The organism is Rhodoferax sp. ZS1R8 (genome assembly GCF_056521325.1).
The window spans coordinates 373,160-392,865 of record NZ_JBWMBA010000005.1 but is presented as its reverse complement, the minus strand read 5'-3'; the positions used below and the strand labels follow the sequence as shown (position 1 = coordinate 392,865).

Annotated in this window: 23 protein-coding genes; 9 read left to right on the top strand and 14 right to left on the bottom strand. The window is 60.6% G+C overall.

Annotated features, from left to right (window positions below; translation table 11 throughout):
- Position 1: 1 nt before the first annotated feature.
- Together phnH and phnG are read right to left on the bottom strand one after the other, a co-directional pair.
- Entirely contained in the window at positions 2-640 is a 639-nt protein-coding gene (gene phnH, locus AC097P_RS19070; protein ID WP_479612001.1) for a phosphonate C-P lyase system protein PhnH, read from the bottom strand.
- Positions 637-1,101: a phosphonate C-P lyase system protein PhnG gene (phnG, locus tag AC097P_RS19065; protein WP_479612000.1), complete on the bottom strand. Its 465-nt coding sequence runs from the start codon at positions 1,099-1,101 to the stop codon at positions 637-639. Before phnG ends, phnH begins: the two co-directional genes overlap by 4 nt.
- A gap of 180 nt (positions 1,102-1,281) precedes the next feature.
- On the opposite strand from phnG, the gene phnF reads away from it, so the two are divergent.
- Genes phnF through AC097P_RS19050 form a run of 3 tightly spaced genes read left to right on the top strand, consistent with a single transcriptional unit; the run spans position 1,282 to position 3,292 of the window.
- The gene (gene phnF / locus AC097P_RS19060) at positions 1,282-2,040 is read left to right on the top strand and encodes a phosphonate metabolism transcriptional regulator PhnF (RefSeq protein ID WP_479611999.1); all 759 of its coding nucleotides are present in this window, start codon (positions 1,282-1,284) and stop codon (positions 2,038-2,040) included.
- Positions 2,037-2,732, top strand: a complete 696-nt coding sequence (locus AC097P_RS19055; RefSeq protein WP_479611998.1) for a DUF1045 domain-containing protein — start codon at positions 2,037-2,039, stop codon at positions 2,730-2,732. The genes phnF and AC097P_RS19055 overlap by 4 nt, the downstream gene beginning before the upstream one ends.
- The gene (locus AC097P_RS19050) at positions 2,729-3,292 is read left to right on the top strand and encodes a hypothetical protein (RefSeq protein WP_479611997.1); all 564 of its coding nucleotides are present in this window, start codon (positions 2,729-2,731) and stop codon (positions 3,290-3,292) included. Before AC097P_RS19055 ends, AC097P_RS19050 begins: the two co-directional genes overlap by 4 nt.
- 1 nt (position 3,293) lies before the next feature.
- Here AC097P_RS19050 and phnE read toward each other — a convergent pair whose 3' ends face one another.
- The 8 genes from phnE to AC097P_RS19010 form a co-directional block, all read right to left on the bottom strand.
- Positions 3,294-4,109, bottom strand: coding sequence for a phosphonate ABC transporter, permease protein PhnE (gene phnE, locus AC097P_RS19045; RefSeq protein ID WP_479611996.1), 816 nt, complete (start codon positions 4,107-4,109; stop codon positions 3,294-3,296).
- Positions 4,109-5,077: a phosphonate ABC transporter substrate-binding protein gene (gene phnD, locus AC097P_RS19040; RefSeq protein WP_479611995.1), complete on the bottom strand. Its 969-nt coding sequence runs from the start codon at positions 5,075-5,077 to the stop codon at positions 4,109-4,111. Before phnD ends, phnE begins: the two co-directional genes overlap by 1 nt.
- 64 nt (positions 5,078-5,141) lie before the next feature.
- A complete protein-coding gene (phnC, locus tag AC097P_RS19035; protein ID WP_479611994.1) occupies positions 5,142-6,023 on the bottom strand; it encodes a phosphonate ABC transporter ATP-binding protein in 882 nt (293 codons plus the stop codon).
- Between the two features lie 131 nt (positions 6,024-6,154).
- Positions 6,155-7,036 carry a LysR family transcriptional regulator gene (locus tag AC097P_RS19030; RefSeq protein WP_479611993.1) on the bottom strand — a complete coding sequence of 294 codons (882 nt, stop codon included), beginning with the start codon at positions 7,034-7,036 and terminating at the stop codon, positions 6,155-6,157.
- A 33-nt stretch (positions 7,037-7,069) separates the two neighbouring features.
- Positions 7,070-8,233 carry an ABC transporter substrate-binding protein gene (locus tag AC097P_RS19025; protein WP_479611992.1) on the bottom strand — a complete coding sequence of 388 codons (1,164 nt, stop codon included), beginning with the start codon at positions 8,231-8,233 and terminating at the stop codon, positions 7,070-7,072.
- Positions 8,230-9,714 carry a pyruvate kinase gene (gene pyk, locus AC097P_RS19020; protein ID WP_479611991.1) on the bottom strand — a complete coding sequence of 495 codons (1,485 nt, stop codon included), beginning with the start codon at positions 9,712-9,714 and terminating at the stop codon, positions 8,230-8,232. Before pyk ends, AC097P_RS19025 begins: the two co-directional genes overlap by 4 nt.
- Before the next feature lie 11 nt (positions 9,715-9,725).
- On the bottom strand, positions 9,726-11,003 hold the full coding sequence (locus AC097P_RS19015; protein WP_479611990.1) for a glycerate kinase type-2 family protein: 1,278 nt from the start codon (positions 11,001-11,003) through the stop codon (positions 9,726-9,728).
- Entirely contained in the window at positions 11,000-12,292 is a 1,293-nt protein-coding gene (locus AC097P_RS19010; protein WP_479611989.1) for an MFS transporter, read from the bottom strand. Before AC097P_RS19010 ends, AC097P_RS19015 begins: the two co-directional genes overlap by 4 nt.
- Positions 12,293-12,465: 173 nt before the next feature.
- On the opposite strand from AC097P_RS19010, the gene AC097P_RS19005 reads away from it, so the two are divergent.
- The 5 genes from AC097P_RS19005 (at position 12,466) to AC097P_RS18985 (ending at position 15,477) form a co-directional block, all read left to right on the top strand.
- Complete coding sequence (locus tag AC097P_RS19005; protein ID WP_479611988.1) at positions 12,466-12,927, top strand: EVE domain-containing protein; 462 nt, start codon at positions 12,466-12,468, stop codon at positions 12,925-12,927.
- Positions 12,928-13,004: 77 nt separating this feature from the next.
- Complete coding sequence (locus AC097P_RS19000) at positions 13,005-13,343, top strand: ArsR/SmtB family transcription factor (protein ID WP_479611987.1); 339 nt, start codon at positions 13,005-13,007, stop codon at positions 13,341-13,343.
- Positions 13,344-13,366: 23 nt separating this feature from the next.
- Positions 13,367-14,047, top strand: coding sequence for an aquaporin (locus AC097P_RS18995; protein WP_479611986.1), 681 nt, complete (start codon positions 13,367-13,369; stop codon positions 14,045-14,047).
- Positions 14,040-14,462 (top strand): arsenate reductase (glutaredoxin), encoded by a 423-nt coding sequence (arsC, locus tag AC097P_RS18990; protein WP_479611985.1) that lies wholly within the window; start codon positions 14,040-14,042, stop codon positions 14,460-14,462. The genes AC097P_RS18995 and arsC overlap by 8 nt, the downstream gene beginning before the upstream one ends.
- 160 nt (positions 14,463-14,622) lie before the next feature.
- Positions 14,623-15,477, top strand: coding sequence for an EAL domain-containing protein (locus AC097P_RS18985; protein ID WP_479611984.1), 855 nt, complete (start codon positions 14,623-14,625; stop codon positions 15,475-15,477).
- On the opposite strand, the gene AC097P_RS18980 is transcribed toward AC097P_RS18985, so the two are convergent.
- A complete protein-coding gene (locus AC097P_RS18980; protein WP_479611983.1) occupies positions 15,474-16,277 on the bottom strand; it encodes a Crp/Fnr family transcriptional regulator in 804 nt (267 codons plus the stop codon). The two genes, AC097P_RS18985 and AC097P_RS18980, sit on opposite strands and share 4 nt — an antisense overlap.
- 165 nt (positions 16,278-16,442) lie before the next feature.
- Positions 16,443-16,874, bottom strand: coding sequence for a Cd(II)/Pb(II)-responsive transcriptional regulator (cadR, locus tag AC097P_RS18975; protein ID WP_479611982.1), 432 nt, complete (start codon positions 16,872-16,874; stop codon positions 16,443-16,445).
- 80 nt (positions 16,875-16,954) lie between these two features.
- Here cadR and AC097P_RS18970 point away from each other — a divergent pair, with 80 nt between their 5' ends.
- Positions 16,955-19,213, top strand: a complete 2,259-nt coding sequence (locus tag AC097P_RS18970; protein ID WP_479611981.1) for a heavy metal translocating P-type ATPase — start codon at positions 16,955-16,957, stop codon at positions 19,211-19,213.
- Here AC097P_RS18970 and AC097P_RS18965 read toward each other — a convergent pair.
- Together AC097P_RS18965 and merP are read right to left on the bottom strand one after the other, a co-directional pair.
- Entirely contained in the window at positions 19,196-19,417 is a 222-nt protein-coding gene (locus tag AC097P_RS18965) for a GDCCVxC domain-containing (seleno)protein (RefSeq protein ID WP_479611980.1), read from the bottom strand. The genes AC097P_RS18970 and AC097P_RS18965 overlap by 18 nt on opposite strands.
- Positions 19,414-19,701 (bottom strand): mercury resistance system periplasmic binding protein MerP, encoded by a 288-nt coding sequence (gene merP / locus AC097P_RS18960; RefSeq protein WP_479611979.1) that lies wholly within the window; start codon positions 19,699-19,701, stop codon positions 19,414-19,416. The genes AC097P_RS18965 and merP overlap by 4 nt, the downstream gene beginning before the upstream one ends.
- Positions 19,702-19,706: the final 5 nt, after the last annotated feature.

Genomic DNA, 19,706 nt, shown 5'->3' with positions numbered 1-19,706 from the left:
ATCAAACTCCTTCCAATCGGCGCACGCGTGTTGTGCGGGGCAAACCCAGCGCGTACTCGCCACAGGTAAAAATGATGTCAACGCCCTGGGGAAACGCTGCGTGGTTGGCTTGCCATTGCGCCCAGAAGGTGTCGTGCAAGCCCGCCAGACTGACACGTTGCAGGTCCCGAATGCCAGGGCCGCGCCACTCCAGCGCAGGGCCGTCCACCAAGCTGGGCAGCTCGATAAGCACCGTGCCTGAGAACTCGGGGGATGCGGCAGAGCCACTCGCAAATTCGACCAGGGCTGGCGCTTGCAGTGGCACAGTCACCACCGCAAAACTGGCATCGGCGGGCTGCAACGTAGCGCGGGCGCCGGTGTGGAACTGCAGCCAACTTTGCAAGGCGCCATCGGCACCATGGACGGCATCAGCCGGGTCAGCGCCGTGCCAATACACGGCTGTTTCATCATCGGTCAAGCTGAGCAGCAGGCGCGCCATCGCACCGCCCAGGGCTACGCCTGGCAGGGCTGCGCCGATGTGGCGTGTCTGGCCGGGGCGGGCCAAGGCGTCCAGCACTTGGCGAAAGGCTTGCTGCGATTCGTGCACGGCATCCTGCAGACCGGCGGGCATGGTGGCGGCCGTGCTGTGGTGTGTGCTCATGCCTCACCCCGCACCAACGTAAAGAACTCAACCTTGGACTGTGTCGCTTGATCCTGTGCATCGGCTTTGGACTGCGCTTGTGCTTGGGCCAATGGCGGAAGCAATGTTTGTTGCAGGCGGTCATGGTGCAAAGGATCCTGCAGCAGTGCGTCGCACAAAGCAGCCACTTCGGCTCGGCGCTTGTCGCGCCCCAACGCGTAGGCCACGCCCAGGGGGCCATCGCCCACGCGCACCGCGCAGCGCACGACGCTGGCCTCGCCCAGGTTGAAAGGGTTGCCTGTGCCCCCGACGCGGCCGCGCAGCATGACCATGCCAACTTCGGGTGCGCGCACCTGGGTTACTGAGGGCAGGGTATCGAGAGGGGGCAACTTGGCTTCTAGTTGCTGCAAGCTTGCGCGTGCCAGCACTGCCAGCCAGGCCGGGCGCTCCATATGCGGGTGGGGTAGGGTGCTGATCGTCATACGATTTCGGGTTCCTCGGTGTGCATGGAAGACGGTGTATGGCCATGAGTTCACCGCGCCAACATGTACGATTTGTGACAGTTGCGCCATCGCAAAGAAATGCGCGTGTACTGTTGCTTTGTCATCTAGATGTCTAAATCCATCTCTACATTCGGCGCCTTGCACCTATGGGAGATCAGCATGTCTTTTGAACAACTCAGCGCCAGTGTTCCTGGGCGGCGCAGCGGGGTGACCGTTTGGAAACAGATAGCCGACACACTGACGAGCGAGATCCGCAACCGCACCTATGCCGATGCGGGCCGTTTGCCCGGTGAGGTGGAGCTGGCGACGCGATTCCACGTCAACCGCCACACCATGCGCCAGGCTTTGGCCGCGCTGCAAGCCGAGGGGCTGGTGCGGATCGAACCGGGCCGTGGCATGTTCATCCAGCACGAGCTGATGGACTACGCACTGTCGCGGCGCACCCGTTTCAGCGAGAACCTGCTGCGCCAAGGCTTGCTACCGAGCAAACAGCTGTTGACTGCGCGCCAGATGCCTGCGACGGACCGGGCGGCCAAGGAACTCAAGCTGGAGAAGGGCGCGGCGGTGCTGATGGTTGAAACGCTGGACGAGGCCAATGACGCCCCGATAGGCCTGGCTACTGCCTACTACCCGGCGCAGCGCTTCAACGGGCTCTTGGAGATGCTGGCTCTGGGGGACCGCACCACCGACATCCTGAAGCACTTCGGTGTGCAGGACTATCTGCGTTCGCAGAGCCGCGTGACCACACAAATGCCCAGCGATGAGACGGCCCGCTTGCTGAAACAAATGGCCACGCGCCCGGTGCTGTGTGTGGAGAGCCTGGATGTGGACATGCAGGGCACACCCATCAAATACGGAGAGGTCGTTTTTTCGGGAGACCGTGTCCAACTGCTGGTCGATGGCGGTGAACAGACATGAGCGCGCGTTATGCCATCTACTTTGCACCTGAACCGGGCTCCCCGTGGTGGCAATTTGGTGCCCATTGGCTAGGACGGGATGAGGCCAAAGACCGCACATTGCGGCAACCCGAATTGACGCTTCTGAAGCCCGATGTTCTGCACCGCCTGACGAGTAGCCCGCGCCGTTATGGCTTCCACGCGACGCTCAAGGCACCGTTTGGCTTGGCGGCCGGGTGCACCGTGGTGCAGCTGCAAGATCGCCTGCACGCGCTCGCCCGCACGCTGCGGCCTGTGGCGCTAGGCCCCATGCAGGCCGCCACCTTGGGTGATTTTGTGGCCCTGGTGCCCACCCACACACCCGATGGATTAATGCAGCTTGCCGCTGCCTGTGTTCGTGATCTGGATGCTCTGCGCCGACCCTTGGATGCCGATGATCTGGCGCGCCGCAAACCCGAAAGCATGGACCCGCGCGCGTTGGAGCTGCTGCACCAGTACGGCTACCCCCATGTACTGGAGCGGTTCCAGTTTCACTTCTCGTTAACCGGGCCAGTAACGGCAGAAAGTGCGCAAACGGTACTGGATGAAGTGCGGGACCGTGTGGCCTATTTAAACGCCACTGAACCGCTGCGTCTGGACCGCCTGTGCCTGTTTGTGGAGCCAGGCCACAGTCAGGCTTTCACGCGCATGGCCGATGTGGAGTTGCAAGCGTGAGCGGTTTGTGGGTTTTTGTGTGTGGCGCTTCCGGGGCAGGCAAAGACAGCGTCATGGCCTGGGCTGCCGAACATCTGCAAAGCAGCCCGGGTATTGTTTTTGCCCGGCGCATGGTGACCCGTGCGGTCCATGCAGGGTCCGAACACGATGCCGTCACGCCTGAGCAGTTTGCACAGTTGCAGGCTGCAGGGGCCTTGGTCTGGCAATGGCACGCCCATGGTTTTTCCTACGGTATTGCCGCGCGCTATGCCCCGCATGTGCAGCGTGGTGATGTGGTTGTCGTCAATGGCTCGCGCGAACATGCCATTGCCGTGGCAGACCGCACCGATGTCCGCCTCGTGCAGATCGCCGTGGATGCGCAAGAGCTTTTTCTGCGGCTGCAGCGCAGGGGGCGCGATGCACCCCATGAAGTCGCCCGCCGTATCGCGCGCAATAGGCTGTTCTCAGAACTACGTGGCGACTGCACCATCGTCAACCAGCACAGCGTCGCAGAAGCGGGCCAACAATTGGTGGCCTACCTGCACGGGCTGAGGGCCGAGGCCGCCCAACCGCTTCAGTGACTCAGGTAACCGCCTTGCGTATGCGGGCGGATATCAGGTCTATGACCGACACGGTCACGACGATGATGATCATCACGGCGCAGGTCTGCGCATACTGAAAGCTGCGAATGATGTCCCACAGAATCACCCCAATACCGCCGGCGCCCACCATGCCGACAACCGACGCCGAGCGCACGTTGGATTCAAACCGGTACAGCGCGTAGGAAATCCACAGCGGCAAAACCTGGGGAATGATGCCGTAGACAATTTCTTCCAGCGCATTGGCGCCTGTCGCGCGTATGCCCTCCACCGGCTGCGCGTCTATGGATTCCACGGCTTCGGAGAACAGTTTGGCCAGCACGCCAGTGGTGTGCACAAACAAGGCCAACACGCCGGCGAACGGGCCCAGCCCGACCGCCACGATGAACAGCATCGCAAACACCATTTCGTTGATGGCGCGCGCGGCATCCATCAAACGGCGGATCGGCTGGTGCACCCAAGAGGGGCTGATGTTGGACGACGACAGCAGGCCCAGAGGCACGGCAAACACCACGGCCAGCGCGGTGCCCCACAAAGCAATTTCCAGCGTGACCAGCATTTCGGTCAGGTACATGCGCCAGTCGTTGAACTTAGGTGGGAAAAAATCGGCCGCATAGGTGGCCATGTTGCCAGCATCACGCACGAGGTCAAAGGGCCGCATATCGGCCCCCTTCCACGAAGCGGCCAGCATGGCCAGCAGTGCACCCCAGGCCAGCCACCCCAACAACGATGTACGGGGCAACTGGGTGGGCGCAACCGCCAGGGGTACGACGGTGCCCGGCGAAGTCACAGCTTGCATTATTTTGCGAGGCTCAACGCTGCCAACTGCTTGTCGATTTCAGCCAGCTTGACCTGCTTGTCGGCAGCAGCCAGGGTTTCGTCGGCCTCTGCCTTGTTGCGGTTCTTGAACAGCTCCAGTTGGCGGATGGGGATCAGTTGGCTGTTGGTGGAGGCCTTGAAGCCCGACAATTTGGACAGCTTGAACAGGTTGTCTTTTTCCTGCTGGCCGCCTTTGCCATAGGTGTAGAAGAAGTCACGCACCTTGGCCTTGGTCGCCTCCAGCAGGTCTTTGCGCATCACCAGCGGGTCCAGTGGAATCAAGGGCGAGGTCCAGATGATGCGGAGGTCGTTGAACTTTTCGGGCTGCTTCTCTTTGACCTTCTCCAGCACTTCACTGTTGTTGGTGGCGACGTCTACCTGCTTGGCTGCAACGGCCAGCGCGTTTGTTTCATGGTTGGCCGAACGCGATACCCTGAACAGGGTCTTGGGGTCGACTTTATTTTGCGAAAACACGTAGTAACTGGGCACCAGGAAGCCAGACGTCGAGTTGGGGTCACCGTTGCCAAAGGCCAGGTTCTTGCCCTGCTTGATCATGTCATCCACGGTCTTGATAGGGCTGTCCTTGTGCACGATCAGGTGGGAGTAATAGCCTTGCGTGCCGTCGGCATTCACATACTGGGCAAACACCTCGCCGTTGGCGCGGTCCACGGCTTCGATCGCAGACTTGGCGCCGAACCAGGCTACATGCACCTTGTTGAAGCGCATGCCTTCAATGATGCCGGCATAGTCGGATGCAAAAAAGGCGTTGACCTTCATGCCCGTCTTCTTGGCCATGTCGTCCAGTATTGGCTGCCAGTCTGACCGCAGGTTTTGTGAAGACTCTGTGGAAATGATGCCGAAGTTGAGTTCCTTCAGCTCCTGGGCCGATGCGGGTTGGAGCGCGAGCAGTGCCGTGCCGACGACACTGAGAACGAGGCTTTTGATCATGGTGTTTTCCTTGAGATGTTTCGAGAGATAAAGACCCCCCGGGGGGTCGGAGAGCGAATACGGATCAGGCGGCACAGGCCGCGGGTGCAAGGGCTTCGACCGGTGTCGGCCACACCAGGTGGGGAGCGGCCGGCTTTTTGTCCTGCAGGCTGGTGATGTGGTCGCCCAGGGACAAAATCTCGTCGGCCTCGGCGCCATACAGTTCGCGCAGCAGTGCCGGCGTCAATGCGATGGACGGGCCGTCGTACACCACGCGGCCGTGGTGCAGCGCCACGGTGCGGGGGCAGTACTTCATGGCCACGTTCACCTGGTGCAGGGACACCACCACCGTGCATCGGTCTTCGCGGTTGACGCGGGCCAGGATGTCCATGACCTTGCGAGAAGATTCCGGATCCAGCGACGCAATCGGTTCGTCGGCCAGTATCAGCTTGGCGCCTTGTACCAGCGCGCGTGCGATGGCAGCGCGTTGTTGCTGGCCACCTGAAAGCGTAGAGGCTCGCTGCCCGCTGCATTCGGCAATGCCAACACGGCGCAACGCATCCATGCCACGGGCCACCTCGGCGGCGCTGAACCAGCGCGTCAGGCTGCGCCACATGGGAACACGGTGCAGCGCGCCAGCCAGCACGTTGACGATCACCGGCAAGCGGTCCACCAGATTGAATTGCTGGAACACAAAGCCCACACCACTGCGGGTTTTGCGTATGTCAGACGCAATCTTGCCCTGGGCCTGTACCGTTTTGCCGTGGATCTGGACCATGCCGGCACCTGCAGCATCACCTGCCATCAAACCGGCCATGTGGCGCAGCAGCGTCGATTTGCCGGAGCCGGAAGCACCTATCAGCGCCACCATTTCACCCGGTTGAATGTCTAGATGGATGTCTTGCAATGCCTTGCGGCCGCCGAGAAAGGTTTTGTTCAGGGCACGGATGTGGATGGCTGCGTTCATGGTTCCTCCGGATCAATGGGAGCGAACTTATCGGCGCAATATGTCAAACTGGTGTCAAAACCATATGTATTGCAGAGCACAAGTGTTCCGGTAGCGCTGCCGGACTAAAGTGCTTACTTATCGGACTGGGTTCAATCCGCTGGCCACACCACCGCCATCGCTTTACGGCATGCGGCGACCAATGGATCGTCCGCGCGCTCGGTTCTGTAAATCAAAGACAGCGGACAGTCCTGGATGGTGCCGGGCCAGATGCACACCTCCCCTTGGGCTTGTGCCTTAAGCGCCAAGTCATTTCGCATGGTTGCCAATCCCACACCCGAACGCACCAAACTGACCATCGAGGCTTCCTGATCAGCCTCAAACACAGTACGGACTGTCAGGCCCCGCTGCGCAAACATGTCTCGCACCAAGCGGTGCTGCGAACTATGGACCGCCGTGCCAATCCACGGCATATTGGCTAGATCCTCCCATCCTGCGATTTGCATGCGCGCACTCCATTGCGGTGGGCCTACTACCAAGTATTGCAAGGTTCGCATGCACAGGCTTGAGATATCTGGGTGCACCACCGGTCCTAAATAGAAACCGGCATCCATTTCACCTGCATTCACCCTTTCCATAACCCAACCAGAAATTCCGTGGCGCAACCGCGCTTGCACTTTAGGAAAATACTCAAGCAACGCTCCCAAGAAGGCGCCCAAGCGCAGCGTGTCTGGGTCGATGACGGTGCCGATGATTACTTCACCTGACACTTCACCGCGGAGCAAGCGCGCTTGGCTCAAGAGCTCCATAGCGCTTGCCAAGGTACGCTCGGCAACGGGGAACAATGCTTGCCCTTCTCGGGTCAGCACCATGCCGGTGGGCAGCCTGTCAAACAACAGCACGCCCAAAGTGTGCTCCAGCGCCTTTATCTGTTTGGAGACCGCAGGCTGCGTCAAATGCAGCTGGTCGGCCGCCCGCGTGAGGTGTCCCAATCGTGCCACGGTCAGAAAAGTACGGATCTGATAAAACTCCATAAGGGATGCCTGTTTAGTAGGTGGGGTCAGCGCTTACCCCAGCAGCCGCCCGTGGCGGTTCAGAACGGTCAAATCGGTATAGCGTAGGCGATTGCGCGAATTAGCCTCCGGTTGAATGCGCAGCCCACCCAAATCGAAGGCTGGCAGACCATCCAACGCCGAGGTTACCTGCTTCTCGTTGGGGCCATCGGGTGCGCGTTTCAACGCTTCAACCAGTACCCGCGCATAGACATACCCTTCAAGGCTGAAGTAGTTGGGCGTAGGGGACCCAGGCAACTGCGACAGCGCGCGCCGGTAGTCTTGCACAACGGCAGTCTTCAGGGAATAGGGAGAGGGATAAACCTGCGAAAACCCGATTCCCGCAGCCAAACCGACCCCGCAGCTCTTCACCACCGCGGCTGAGTCTACGACCGACATACAAAACACTTTTGTGATAGAGCCCAAAGACCGAAATATTTTTAGAAAGGCGTATACCGGATCACCCACAGCGACGATTACCAGAGCCTTGGCTGAAGTTGCAGATAAAGCTACCGCCGCTTCGCGCAACCGAGAATCAAGGTTTGGCAGCGTTTTGTCAAATCCGATTTTTGCTTTCAATCGGCTGCCTGTCGCCGCTACGGCCCGCTCTACCGCTGCCAGCCCTGTTTGACCAAAGGCATCGTCGACATACAGTACCGCCACGCTGTCTAGCGACATGCGTTGGATTTGGCGCACAAGTTCTGTGAGTTCATGTTCGTAGGACGTGCGCAAGTGCAAAATTCCTGGCGCCTCCTGCACCTCCTTTGCGCCCGTAAGCGTACCCACAAGCGTGATGCCCTGCTGTACCAACAAATTGGACCGCACCAGGGACAAGGTGTTGGCCGTGCCACGGTAGCCGATCAAGGCTATTGGGCGATCCTGTTCTAACAATTCACGGGTCAATCGCAACGTTTCTTCCGGGATGTAGCGGTCATCCTTGCTGACCAATTGCAACATTTGCCCACGCACGCCACCTGCCGCGTTCACGGATTGAAAGCAGGCATGGACTCCGAGCTGAAGTCCCAGACCCAGGTCTGCCCCGTTGCTGCCAGACAATGACGCTACTTGACCTACCGTCAACGTTCTGGACGCAGCGTACGCCCCCGGTGCTGCGACCAGCGCAGCCGCCGCGCCTAGCAGCCGCCGACGAGCGGTCGAAAAAACGGTCGGCGGTGTCATGGGTCCACCAGCCGCAACATATTGGTGGCGCCTGGCGTTCCAAAAGGCATGCCCGCCACGATAGCAAAGGCGCGCCCTGTAGCGGGTGGGCATAGATTGTCAACAGCGGTGCGAGCAAGCTGCACCATATCTGCCACGTCCACCGCGTCGCGCGATACTACGGGCCGCACGCCCCAGACCAGGGCCAGTCGGCGCGCTGTGTTGGTATTGGGTGTAAGGCCAATCAGTGGAGTACGGGGTCGCTCGTGCGCCACGCGCAACGCGCTTGCGCCCGAGGCGGTGTACGTGACAGCGGCGGCCAGGGGCACCGTTTGTGCCACGGCGCGAACAGCAGCTCCAATCGCGTCCGTCGCATTCGCTTGTACCCGTGGCGCGACGGTGTCCATTAAGCGCTGCTGTCGGGGGTCGGATTCGACCCGCTCGATGATGCGCACCATCATGCGAACCGCTTCCAACGGATAGCGACCGGATGCGGACTCCGCAGACAGCATGACAGCGTCGACGCCGTCGTAGACTGCTGTTGCCACATCTGAAGCCTCTGCGCGCGTGGGCGTGGAATTTTCGATCATGGACTCCAGCATCTGCGTTGCCACAATGACGGGTTTCCCCATTTCACGGGCCAGTTGCGTGATACGGCGTTGCACGCCCGGTACGTCTTCGGCGGGCAGTTCAACCCCGAGATCACCCCGGGCGATCATGACCGCGTCTGATGCTTCCAATATGGCTTCCAACCGATCCACCGCTGAAGGTTTTTCAATCTTTACGACCAAGCCTGCGCGACCGGCGACCAATTCGCGCAGTCGTATCACGTCGGTTTCGCTTTGAACGAAACTCAGCGCAATCCAGTCAACTCCCAGCGCAAGACCGAATGCAAGGTCTTCCAAATCTTTTGCGGTCAAGGCCGGCATGGGCAGTACGCTGTCTGGCAGGTTTAGGCCTTTGCGTTCTTGCAACCGTCCAGCCACTTCACTGCGAACACGGGCGCTCGCGCCATCATTGCTCAATACCGTGAAGCGCAATTTCCCGTCGTCAACCAGTAATTGATGTCCGACCTCCATGGCCTGAAAGATTTCTTCGTGCGGCACGGGAACCGGGTCCCCCGACCGACCCTGCTGCTCGCCAAATACCAATACCAACTCATCTCCTTCGGCCACTACCATCGGTGCTACCAAGCGTCCTACCCGCAATTTGGGGCCTTGCAAGTCCAACAGGGCCCCTAGCGGTCGTCCCACCTGATGCTCCGCAGCGCGCACCCACTGCAGGCGTTGTTGGTGGTCTGCATGTGTGCCGTGGCTGAAGTTCAATCGGAACACATCTACGCCGGCGATGGCCAAATCGCATACATCGGAAAACCCGCGGCTGGCTGGTCCTAGCGTGGCCACAATCTTGGTGCCACGCCATGACCTCGGCGGCGTCTGGTGTAGGAACGAATGTGTGTTGTGGGCAGGAGGCGATGCGCCGGGGGTGATAGTGGAAGACATAATTTAATCTGTTAGTAGACAAGTACAGCGCGAAAGTCGTTGACGTTGGTTCGCGTGGGCCCGGTGGTGATCAGGTCGTCAAGCGCACTGAGAAAGGCATAGGCATTGTTGTTGTCCAACAGCGCATCGGACTTGAGACCCAGTTGCGCTGCGCGGCGCAGCGACTCCGGATCGATGAAGCCGCCGGCGTTGTCTTCCATGCCATCAATGCCGTCGGTATCGCAGGCCAGCGCATAAATTCCCTGTTCTCCTTGCAGCGCCAGCGCCATTGACAACAAGAATTCCGAATTTCTGCCGCCACGGCCCTGGCCACGCACCGTGACGGTTGTCTCGCCCCCTGACAGAATCATGCGGGGGTGGCCGTCAAGCGACGGGCTGGCCCGCAGGCCCCGGGCCATGGCCGCGTGCGTCTTGGCGACTTCCCGCGATTCGCCTTCCACTGCGGCGCCCAGTGAAATGACGTCCAGACCAAGCGCTTGCGCATGGGAGATGCCGGCGCGCAATGCATCGTTCGCGGTTGCGATGACCTTGACATCCCGAATACCCATTCGGTGTGACGGAGCTGTCACTGGGCGATGCAGGACCTCTATCACGTGTGCCGGAACGTCTATACGGTAGCGGCGCAGCACTTCCAGCGCGTCGGCGGGACTACTGGAGTCGGGCACGGTCGGTCCGGAGGCAACAACAGCGGGTTCGTCTCCTGGTACATCGGATATCACCAATGTATGTACTGCGGCCATGCCGCACGCGTCTGCCAACCGACCTCCCTTGATGGCGGACAGGTGCCGACGCACGAGGTTCATGTCGCGGATGTGTGCTCCACTGCGCAGCAGTGCAATATTGATAGCTTTCAAATCTGCCATTGACAGGCCTTGCGCGGGCAACGTTATCAGCGAAGAACCCCCGCCTGAGATCAGCGCCAACACCAGATCGTCGGGCCCCATAGACCCCGCCAAGTCGAGCATGCGTTGCGCGGCCAAGGCCCCCGTTTCGTCTGGAACAGGGTGGCCAGCTTCAACAACTTCAACGTGTCGACAATCCTCGCCATGACCGTAGCGTGTAACGACCAAACCTGACAGCGGCCCGCTCCATGCTTGTTCCACGGCGAGGGCCATGCGCGCCGACGCCTTACCTGCACCAAGGACCAGGGTGCGGCCCTTGGGCGGTTCGGGCAGGTGCATGCCCACGCACCGAAGGGGGTCCACGGCAGATATCGCAGCATCGAACACCGAACGCAGCACAACGCGTGGCGACAGCGCTTGCGCTCCAGGAAAGGTTGCTGCGCTCATGTGCGGCGGTGGGGTTGCACACCAAAGATGACCAGCAATGCGCCCAGCGCCAAGCTGCCAGCCAACACAAACAGACCCCAGGTGGCAGAGCCGGTCGCGTCTTTGATGGCCCCGACCATATACGGGCTTGCGAAGCCTGCCAGATTGCCGACGGAGTTGATCACTGCAATGCCCGCAGCGGCGGCACTACCACCCAAGAAAGCCGTCGGAAGCGTCCAAAATAATGGCAAGCTGGTCAGAATGCCCATCGTTGCAAGGGACAGCGCGGCCATCGATAGCACCACGTCGCCGCCGTACATGCCGCTGATCAACAAGCCGGTAGCGCCCAGCAAGGCTGCAATCGCTATGTGCCAACGGCGTTCGCCAGTGCGATCGGAGCTGCGCCCCGCCAGGACCATGGCGACCACGGCTGCGCCATAGGGAATTGCCGATAGCAAGCCTACGTTCAGCACATCTTTCACGCCGGCACTCTTGATCAACTGGGGGAGCCAAAAGCTCACCCCGTAGAGACCCATGATGAAGCAGAAATAGATGGCACTCATCAGCCATACGGGGCCATTGCCGAGTATCTGTGAGAGTGACCCCTCTGCCTTGCCAACGGCATCCGCAGCAATGTTGTCGGCCAGCAAGTTCTTCTCTTGCTGCGTAAGCCAGGTTGCTTTTTGTATGGAATCATCCAGGTAAAACAGCACCCATATCCCAACCAAAACAGAGGGTAGGCCTTCCAACAGGAACAGCCACTGCCAGCCGGTCCAGCCATTCATGCCTGCAAACGACTGCATGATCCATCCCGACAGTGGACCGCCCACCACACCCGCCACAGCGATAGCGGTCATGAACAGCGACACAACCCGCGCACGCCGCGCCGCGGGGAACCAGTAAGTGAGATACAAAATGATGCCGGGGAAGAACCCTGCCTCTGCAATACCCAGGCAAAACCGGATGATGTAAAACTGCACCGGGCTGCTGACCAGCATCGTCAGCGCAGAGAGAATGCCCCACGTGACCATGATGCGTGCGATCCATACTCTGGCGCCGGTGCGATGCAGAATGATGTTGCTGGGCACCTCAAACAAAAAGTACCCAATAAAAAAGATGCCGGCGCCAAGACCATATACGGTCTCGCTGAACTTGAGATCGCTGAGCATCTGCAGTTTTGCGAAACCTACGTTGACGCGGTCTAGGTATGCGACCACATAGCATAGGAACAAAAAGGGTATCAATCGCCATGCTACTTTGCGGTACGTCTGATCCTCAAGCTGAGGAGTATGTCGGGCGGATGTTTGCATATCTAAGATCCTTGGTTGAACGTGGCCGGGATCTTAGGTAGCCCTGTTGGCAGGGGCTATTGATTTGTATTCATCGGTCTTATTCCGGCCAGGCATGACCACTGTTCATGCGCCTCGGCGGGTTATCTGCAAACCAGCTCTACGGGAAAATACTTAGCAAAGGTGCCATAGAAATGAAAAAATTCTGGCTGATGAAATCCGAGCCTAGCGAAGTGTCGGTAGACGATGCTCTGGCTTCGCCAAACGCTACCGTGCCATGGACCGGCGTGCGCAACTACCAGGCGCGCAATTTCATGCGCGACGGTATGAAGATCGACGACGGCGTGTTGTTCTACCACTCCAGCTGTGCCGAGCCTGGCATTGTCGGCATCGCGCGCGTGGCATCGGGCGCCTACGCCGACCCCACGCAGTTTGATCCCGCATCGCACTATTACGACCCGGCCTCCAAACCCGAGGCCCCGCGCTGGCTGCTGGTCGATGTGCAGGTGCTGCGCAAGACGCGCAACCTGACGTTGTCCGAATTGCGGATCGATGTCGAATTGCAGGATTTGCTGGTGCTCAAGAAAGGCAGCCGCCTGTCGATCACGCCGGTGGAGCCGCAGCACTGGGCAGCCATCTTGCGGCGGTTGGGTTAAGACCCAGACCCAAGTCGATGGGAGGCCCCCCATTCATTACTATAATTCAAGGAATATTGAAATGAATGGTATTTCCGGTGACGCCTTCCCAAACAGTTAAAGCCCTCGCCGCGCTGGCCCATGAGACGCGACTGGCCGTCTTTCGCATGCTCGTACAGGCGGGGCCAGACGGCCTGACGCCGGGTGGCCTTGCCGAGGCGCTTGCGATTGGCGCCTCGCCGTTGTCATTTCACCTCAAAGAACTGACCCATGCAGGTCTGATTGCAGCCCGCCCAGATGGCCGCAAGATTTACTACAGCGCCAATTTTGCGGCCATGCACGCGCTCGTTACCTACCTCACCGACAACTGTTGCGGTGGTTTGGCTTGCGAGGCTACTGGCGTCGCCGATGCGTGTTGCGCTGCGGCAGCGCAATAGCGCAGTTGGAGGGAAAGATACGTATGCGTTTAAACAAACAAGCCATTGCCTGCGAGTTCGTGGGCACCGCCCTGTTGCTGGCCACCGTGGTGGGCTCCGGCACCATGGGTGAGCGCCTGGCAGGTGGCAATGTGGCCGTTGCGCTGCTGGCGAACACGTTGGCCACCGGTGCGGCATTGGTTGCGTTGATTGCGACTTTTGGGCCGCGCTCGGGCGCACATTTCAACCCCCTGGTCACTTTCACCGAAGTCGCGCTCAAGCGGCTGGGTTGGGCCACTGCCGCTGCGTATCTGGTGGCGCAGATCCTGGGTGCCATTGCGGGTGTCGTAGCCGCCCACTACATGTTCGAATTGCCGTTGTTGATGGAGTCGTCGCATACCCGCACCGGGCCCCACCAGTGGTGGAGTGAAACCGTCGCGTCTTTCGGGCTACTGACCATCATTCTGAATGTGGCCAAGACACGGCCCGACTTTGTGCCGGTAGCGGTAGGCTCGTACATCACCGCCGCCTACTGGTTCACCGCGTCCACATCCTTTGCCAACCCGGCGGTCACGATTGCGCGTTCGTTGACCGACACATTCTCCGGAATCCGACCCGCCGACGTTCCCGGTTTCATCCTGGCGCAACTTGTGGGCGCAGGACTGGCCGTAGCATTTTTCACCTGGCTCGAAACCAACAAATCTGGGCAACACGACCATGTCTGACATTACGATTTACCACAACCCGGCCTGCGGTACCTCACGCAACACGTTGGCCCTGATCCGCAACAGCGGAGTCGAACCAGAAGTTGTTGAGTACCTCAACACGCCACCCAGCAAAGAAAAGTTGCAGCAACTGCTACAGGCTTTGGGTATCGGCGCGCGCGCGCTGCTGCGGCAAAAGGGCACACCCTATGACGAGCTACGTCTTGCCGACCCCAAGTGGACCGATGAACAATTGCTGGACTGCATGGTGCAATATCCCATACTCATTAACCGCCCCGTGGTGGTCACGCCCCTGGGTGCCAAGCTGTGCCGGCCCAGTGAACTGGTGCTGGACATCTTGCCCAACCCCCAGCGAGGAGCATTTACCAAAGAGGACGGCGAAGTGGTCGTCAAGGCCGACGGTCAACGCGTTTGACGCCTCAGGCTGACCAAAAATGGACCTGATCTGACAAAAAAGCCGCTAAAACTGGCATTTTTGTCAAAATTGTTCAGCGCTGGACGGTTGGGTTTGTGACGGAAGGGGTTTATGTTTGTAATGCAAACACATTTAGCCGTCACACACGCCCCCTCTCCCCATGAAAACTTCCCCCGTTCGCTTCTGGACCGAAAACATCCAACACTGGTGGCGTGCGCGTCGCGGCCAGGATGATGATGGCCCGTTGCGCGTCGCCGACCTGCTGGAGCAGCGTTCGCTGGCTACCGTGTTCCAGCCCATGGTGGAGCTGCGCACCGGCGCAGTCATCGGCCATGAGTCGCTGATACGCGCGCCGCGCAGCGTCGGCGAGTTGACCTACGAAAACCTGCTGGAAGCCGCCAAAGAGCAGCACTGCCGCAAAGAGTTTGAATTGGGCTGCATCGACGTTGCCATCGAACATTGGCTGGCCGACCATCCCAAGGGGCAGTTGTTCGTCAATGTCAGCGCGCAGACGCTGGTGGACTTGCACCAGTCCGAAGGCGGTATCGACAAGCTGCTGCAGGTACTGCGCAAGCACCGCCTGCAGCCCAAGCGCATGGGGCTGGACATTACCGGCTACACCCGCGTACCCAGCCTGACCGCGTTGCATGAGGCCCTGCAAACCCTGCGCGCCACTGGCATGACCATCGCGCTGGATGATTTCAAGGTGTCGGATTCCGGTATGCGCGCCTGGACCAAGTTGCTGCCCCATATCGTGAAGGTATCGCCCCGCTGGACACACAAGGTGGACACCGAATCCGAAAACAGCGCTATGTTCGCCAGCCTGGTGCGCCTGACACAAAACCACGATTGCCTTTTGCTTGCCAAATCGGTGGAGACTGAGGCTGAGCTGCGAGCCCTGCGCAAGCTGGGTGTGGACCTGGCACAAGGCTACTTTCTTGGAAGCCCGTCGCCAGACCCCATCACCAGCCTGAACCTGCGCGCACGGGGTGTGTTGACGGCCGTGACGTTCTAAACCGGCTTCATCTCGTTGAGGACGCGCAGCACGTCCAGCAGCTCAGCAATCGTTGGGTTCAGGTTGCTGACGCTGTCTTCACGCTGGCGGCGCGCAAAGCGGTGCCAGGTCGTGATATTCAAAATTTCCAGTTTGCCGTAGTGCAGCTTCAGCCACTCGTGCTGGGCCAACTGCTGCACGTATTCCGAAAACAGCGTGCGCGATACGCCGCACAGCGATGCCAGCGTGGTCTGCGCGATTGGAATCTCCACCCCATCCCCCATGGCCACCGTCGGCGGCCGCTCCGAGCGGTAGGCCAGGGCCTCGGCAAACTGGGCCAGCCCCATGACAACGCGCAGGCAGGGGTTGCCCAGCTTCATCAGCGTCAGCGTCTCCGATGTCTTTTGCACTCGCCAGGCCATCAGTTTGGCCACATAGCGGGCGAATTCGGGCTCCTGGTCGAACAGCGCGTCAAAGGTGGCTGCCGGCATGCGCAGCACTTCGGTCGCGGTCAGACACACATAGTCCGCAAAGCTGGGTTTGCGGTTGATGATGGACTGCTCACCAAACCACGAGCCCTTACCGTAGATTGAAATCGGTGTGGATTCAGAATTGGTCGTCGGTATCGCAGCCGACACCAGGCCGTTCATGATGTACTGCCAGTGCTGCACCTCGCCACCCTTGGTCCAGATTTTCTTGCCCGCCTCAAAGGCCTGCACTTTGACGCCGGGCGCGGTTTGCGCGGCCAGAGTGTCCGACAGGCCGAGGCGGCGCAGGCGGGTGTAGACATAGCCGTTGGTGGCGGTGGAAACCGGGGGCAATTGAACTCCTGAGGTGAAGCTGTCAGTGTAGCGGTGTGCCGCGCGCGCTCCATGCGGGTAAGTCCTGCCCCGTTACTGCTTCAGGCGGTGGAACTTAATGCCAAACCGGTCTGTAGCCCTCGCCGGATGAGCGTAAGCCGCTACTGATTTGATAGTGGCGTCCCGTCAGCCCAAATGCGTGTGGCGACCTGGTTGCTGTGCAATCTCCATCGCCGCCAGCCCCTTCAGGATGCCGCAGGCGTCTACGCCGCTGTCGCTACTGCAGCGTTGGCGCAAGGTGCTGAGTTGCTGCTTGAGTTGCGTCAGCTCGGCTATGCGCGTGTCGACGTGGGCGATGTGTTGGTCAAACACCGCGTCGACGGCTCCGCAATCTTCGCCCGGCTGCCCGGCCAGCTTCAGCAGCGCGTGGATTTCTTCGTGGCTCATGTCCAGCGCCCGGCAGTTGCGGACCAGGCGCAGCCGCTCCAGGTGGGCCGATCCATAAACGCGGAAGTTGCCCTCGGTGCGGGCTGGCTCGGCCAGCAGGCCGGCCTTCTCGTAATAGCGCACCGTCTCCACCGTGCACTGCGCGCTGCGGGCCAATTCACCGATTTTCATGCGGGCACTCCAAAAACTGTTGACTCTATAGTAGCTTCAGCTTGTGTAATGGGATGAACGTATTCTTTAAAGCCCCATTCATGTCCGACCACGCTTCGCAAACGCACCAAAACAGCCTGGGCCATACCCATGGTCATCACCATTGCAGTGGCCATGGGCATACCCACGACCATGCTGCGCCCGGTGCAGCGGCAGACCAGCCGCTCCCCAACGGCGACGCCACGCACACCGCCATCCGCATCCTGCAAATGGACTGCCCGACCGAAGAGGCCCTGCTGCGCAACAAGCTGGGCCGCATGCCCGGTGTGACCGGACTGCAATTCAACCTGATGCAGCGCGTGCTGACGGTGGGCCATGCGCCCGGCGCCATCGCCCCGATTCTGGACGCCATACGCTCGCTGGGCTACACGCCCGAAGTAGCCGACGGCGCAAGCAAGGCCACGCAAGCCACGCCCGAGTCCACCAAACCCTGGTGGCCACTGGCACTGGCCGGTATTGCAGCGCTAGGGTCTGAGGCGGCCGAGTGGGGCCGGTTGCCGCCTGCAGTTGCCGCGGTGCTGGCGCTGGCGGCCGTGCTGGTCTGCGGGCTGACCACCTACAAAAAAGGCTGGATTGCGATCCGCAACGCCAACCTCAACATCAATGCGCTTATGAGCATTGCCGTTACCGGCGCATTGCTGCTGGGCCAGTGGCCCGAGGCGGCGATGGTCATGGTGTTGTTCACGCTGGCCGAACGCATAGAGGCCCAGTCGCTAGACCGCGCGCGCAATGCCATCCAGGGTCTGCTGCAGCTGACGCCCGAGCGTGCGACCGTGTTGCAGCCCGATGGGACCTGGGTCGACGTAGAGGCCAAGGCCGTGGCCGTGGATGCCCACGTGCGCGTCAAGCCCGGCGAACGCATCGCGCTGGATGGCCGCATCGTCGGCGGCACCTCCACCGTCAACCAAGCCCCCATCACCGGCGAGAGCCTGCCCGTGGACAAGGTCGTGGGCGATACCGTGTTCGCCGGCACCGTCAACGAGGCCGGCTCGTTTGAGTACACAGTCACCGCCGCTGCGGGCGACAGCACGCTGGCCCGCATCATCCACGCGGTGGAAGCGGCCCAGGGCGCGCGGGCGCCGACGCAGCGTTTCGTGGACCAGTTTGCCAAGGTCTACACGCCGGTGGTGTTTGCCGTCGCGCTGGTGGTGGCCGTGGTGCCGCCGTTGCTGCTGGGTGCAGCCTGGTTCGCATGGATTTACAAGGCCTTGGTGCTGCTGGTCATTGCCTGCCCCTGCGCACTGGTGATCTCGACGCCTGTCACCATCGTCAGCGCCTTGGCCGCCGCGGCACGCCAGGGCATTCTGATCAAGGGCGGTGTCTACCTGGAAGAAGGGCGCAAGCTGACTTGGCTGGCGCTGGACAAGACCGGCACCATCACGCACGGCAAGCCTGTGCAGACGGATTGTGTGGTGCTCAACGGTGGCGGTGCGGCGCATGCGCGCAGCGTTGCCGCCAGTCTGGCCAGCCGTTCGGACCATCCGGTATCTGGCGCCGTGGCCCGTGCCGCGCAGCAAGACGGCGTGGTGCTAAGCGATGTACAAGACTTTGCGGCGCTACCGGGGCAGGGCACGCAGGGCCGCATCGATGGCACGCTGTACCACCTGGGCAACCACCGCCTGGTCCACGCACTGGGTCTGTGCTCAGACGCGCTGGAGGCGCAGCTATCGGCGCTGGAACAGCAGGGCAAGTCGGTCGTGCTGCTGGTTGACGAGCGGCAGGTGCTGACCCTGTTCGCCGTAGCCGATACGGTGAAGGACACCAGCCGTGCAGCCATTGCCGAACTGCACGCACTGGGCATCCGCACCGTGATGCTGACCGGCGACAACGCGCACACCGCAGCCGCCATTGCCGCGCAGGTCGGGCTGGATCAAGCCATTGGCGACCTGATGCCCGAAGACAAGCTCAAGGCCATTGAAGATCGCATGCGCGAGGGCGGCCAGGATGGTGGTGTGATCGGCATGGTGGGGGACGGCATTAACGACGCGCCGGCCCTGGCCCGTGCGGACATCGGCTTTGCGATGGGCGCGGCTGGCAGCGGCACCGCGATAGAAACAGCCGACGTAGCGCTGATGGATGACGACTTGCGCAAGCTGCCCCGCTTTGTGCGCCTGTCGCGCCACACGCATGCCGTGCTGATGCAGAACATAGCTCTGGCTCTGGGTATTAAGGCCGTATTTTTGGTGCTGACGCTGGCGGGCATGGGCACGATGTGGATGGCGGTGTTTGCCGATGTGGGGGCTAGTTTGCTGGTCGTGGGCAATGGCCTGCGTTTGCTGCGTTCAGAGGCAACAACTTGATCCGTTGCCCTGCGACTGCATGGGCGGGCAGGGCGCACTCCCATACGAGCAAAAAACGCAACAGTCACCTGGCAAGGGTTTCAGCAACACCTGGCACTGTTCACACGCATAAAACCACTGACAGGCATCTACCGGCATCCGCTCCAACTTGGTATGGGAGCAGCCGGGACAGGTGATGCTTGAGTCCAGAGTGATTGTTGTCATGGAGTGGTGGCGATCACATCGGATGGATACCCCGCGTTATTGGTCGCTTGCATCAGTGCCGCCGCGTTGGTTTTGGCGTCGTCGAACGACACCAGCACCTGACGCTTATCAAAGTTGACCTCTGCCTTGTTAACACCGGGTGTCTTGGTCAATGCGAGTTTGACGGTGATCGGGCAGGCGGCGCAGGTCATGCCGGGTACGGACAGTAATGTGGTTTTGGGTGCGGCCCAGACCGGGCTGGCCGTGACTGCGATCAGCACGAGCAATGGAAAAGCTTGTTGCATGGAGA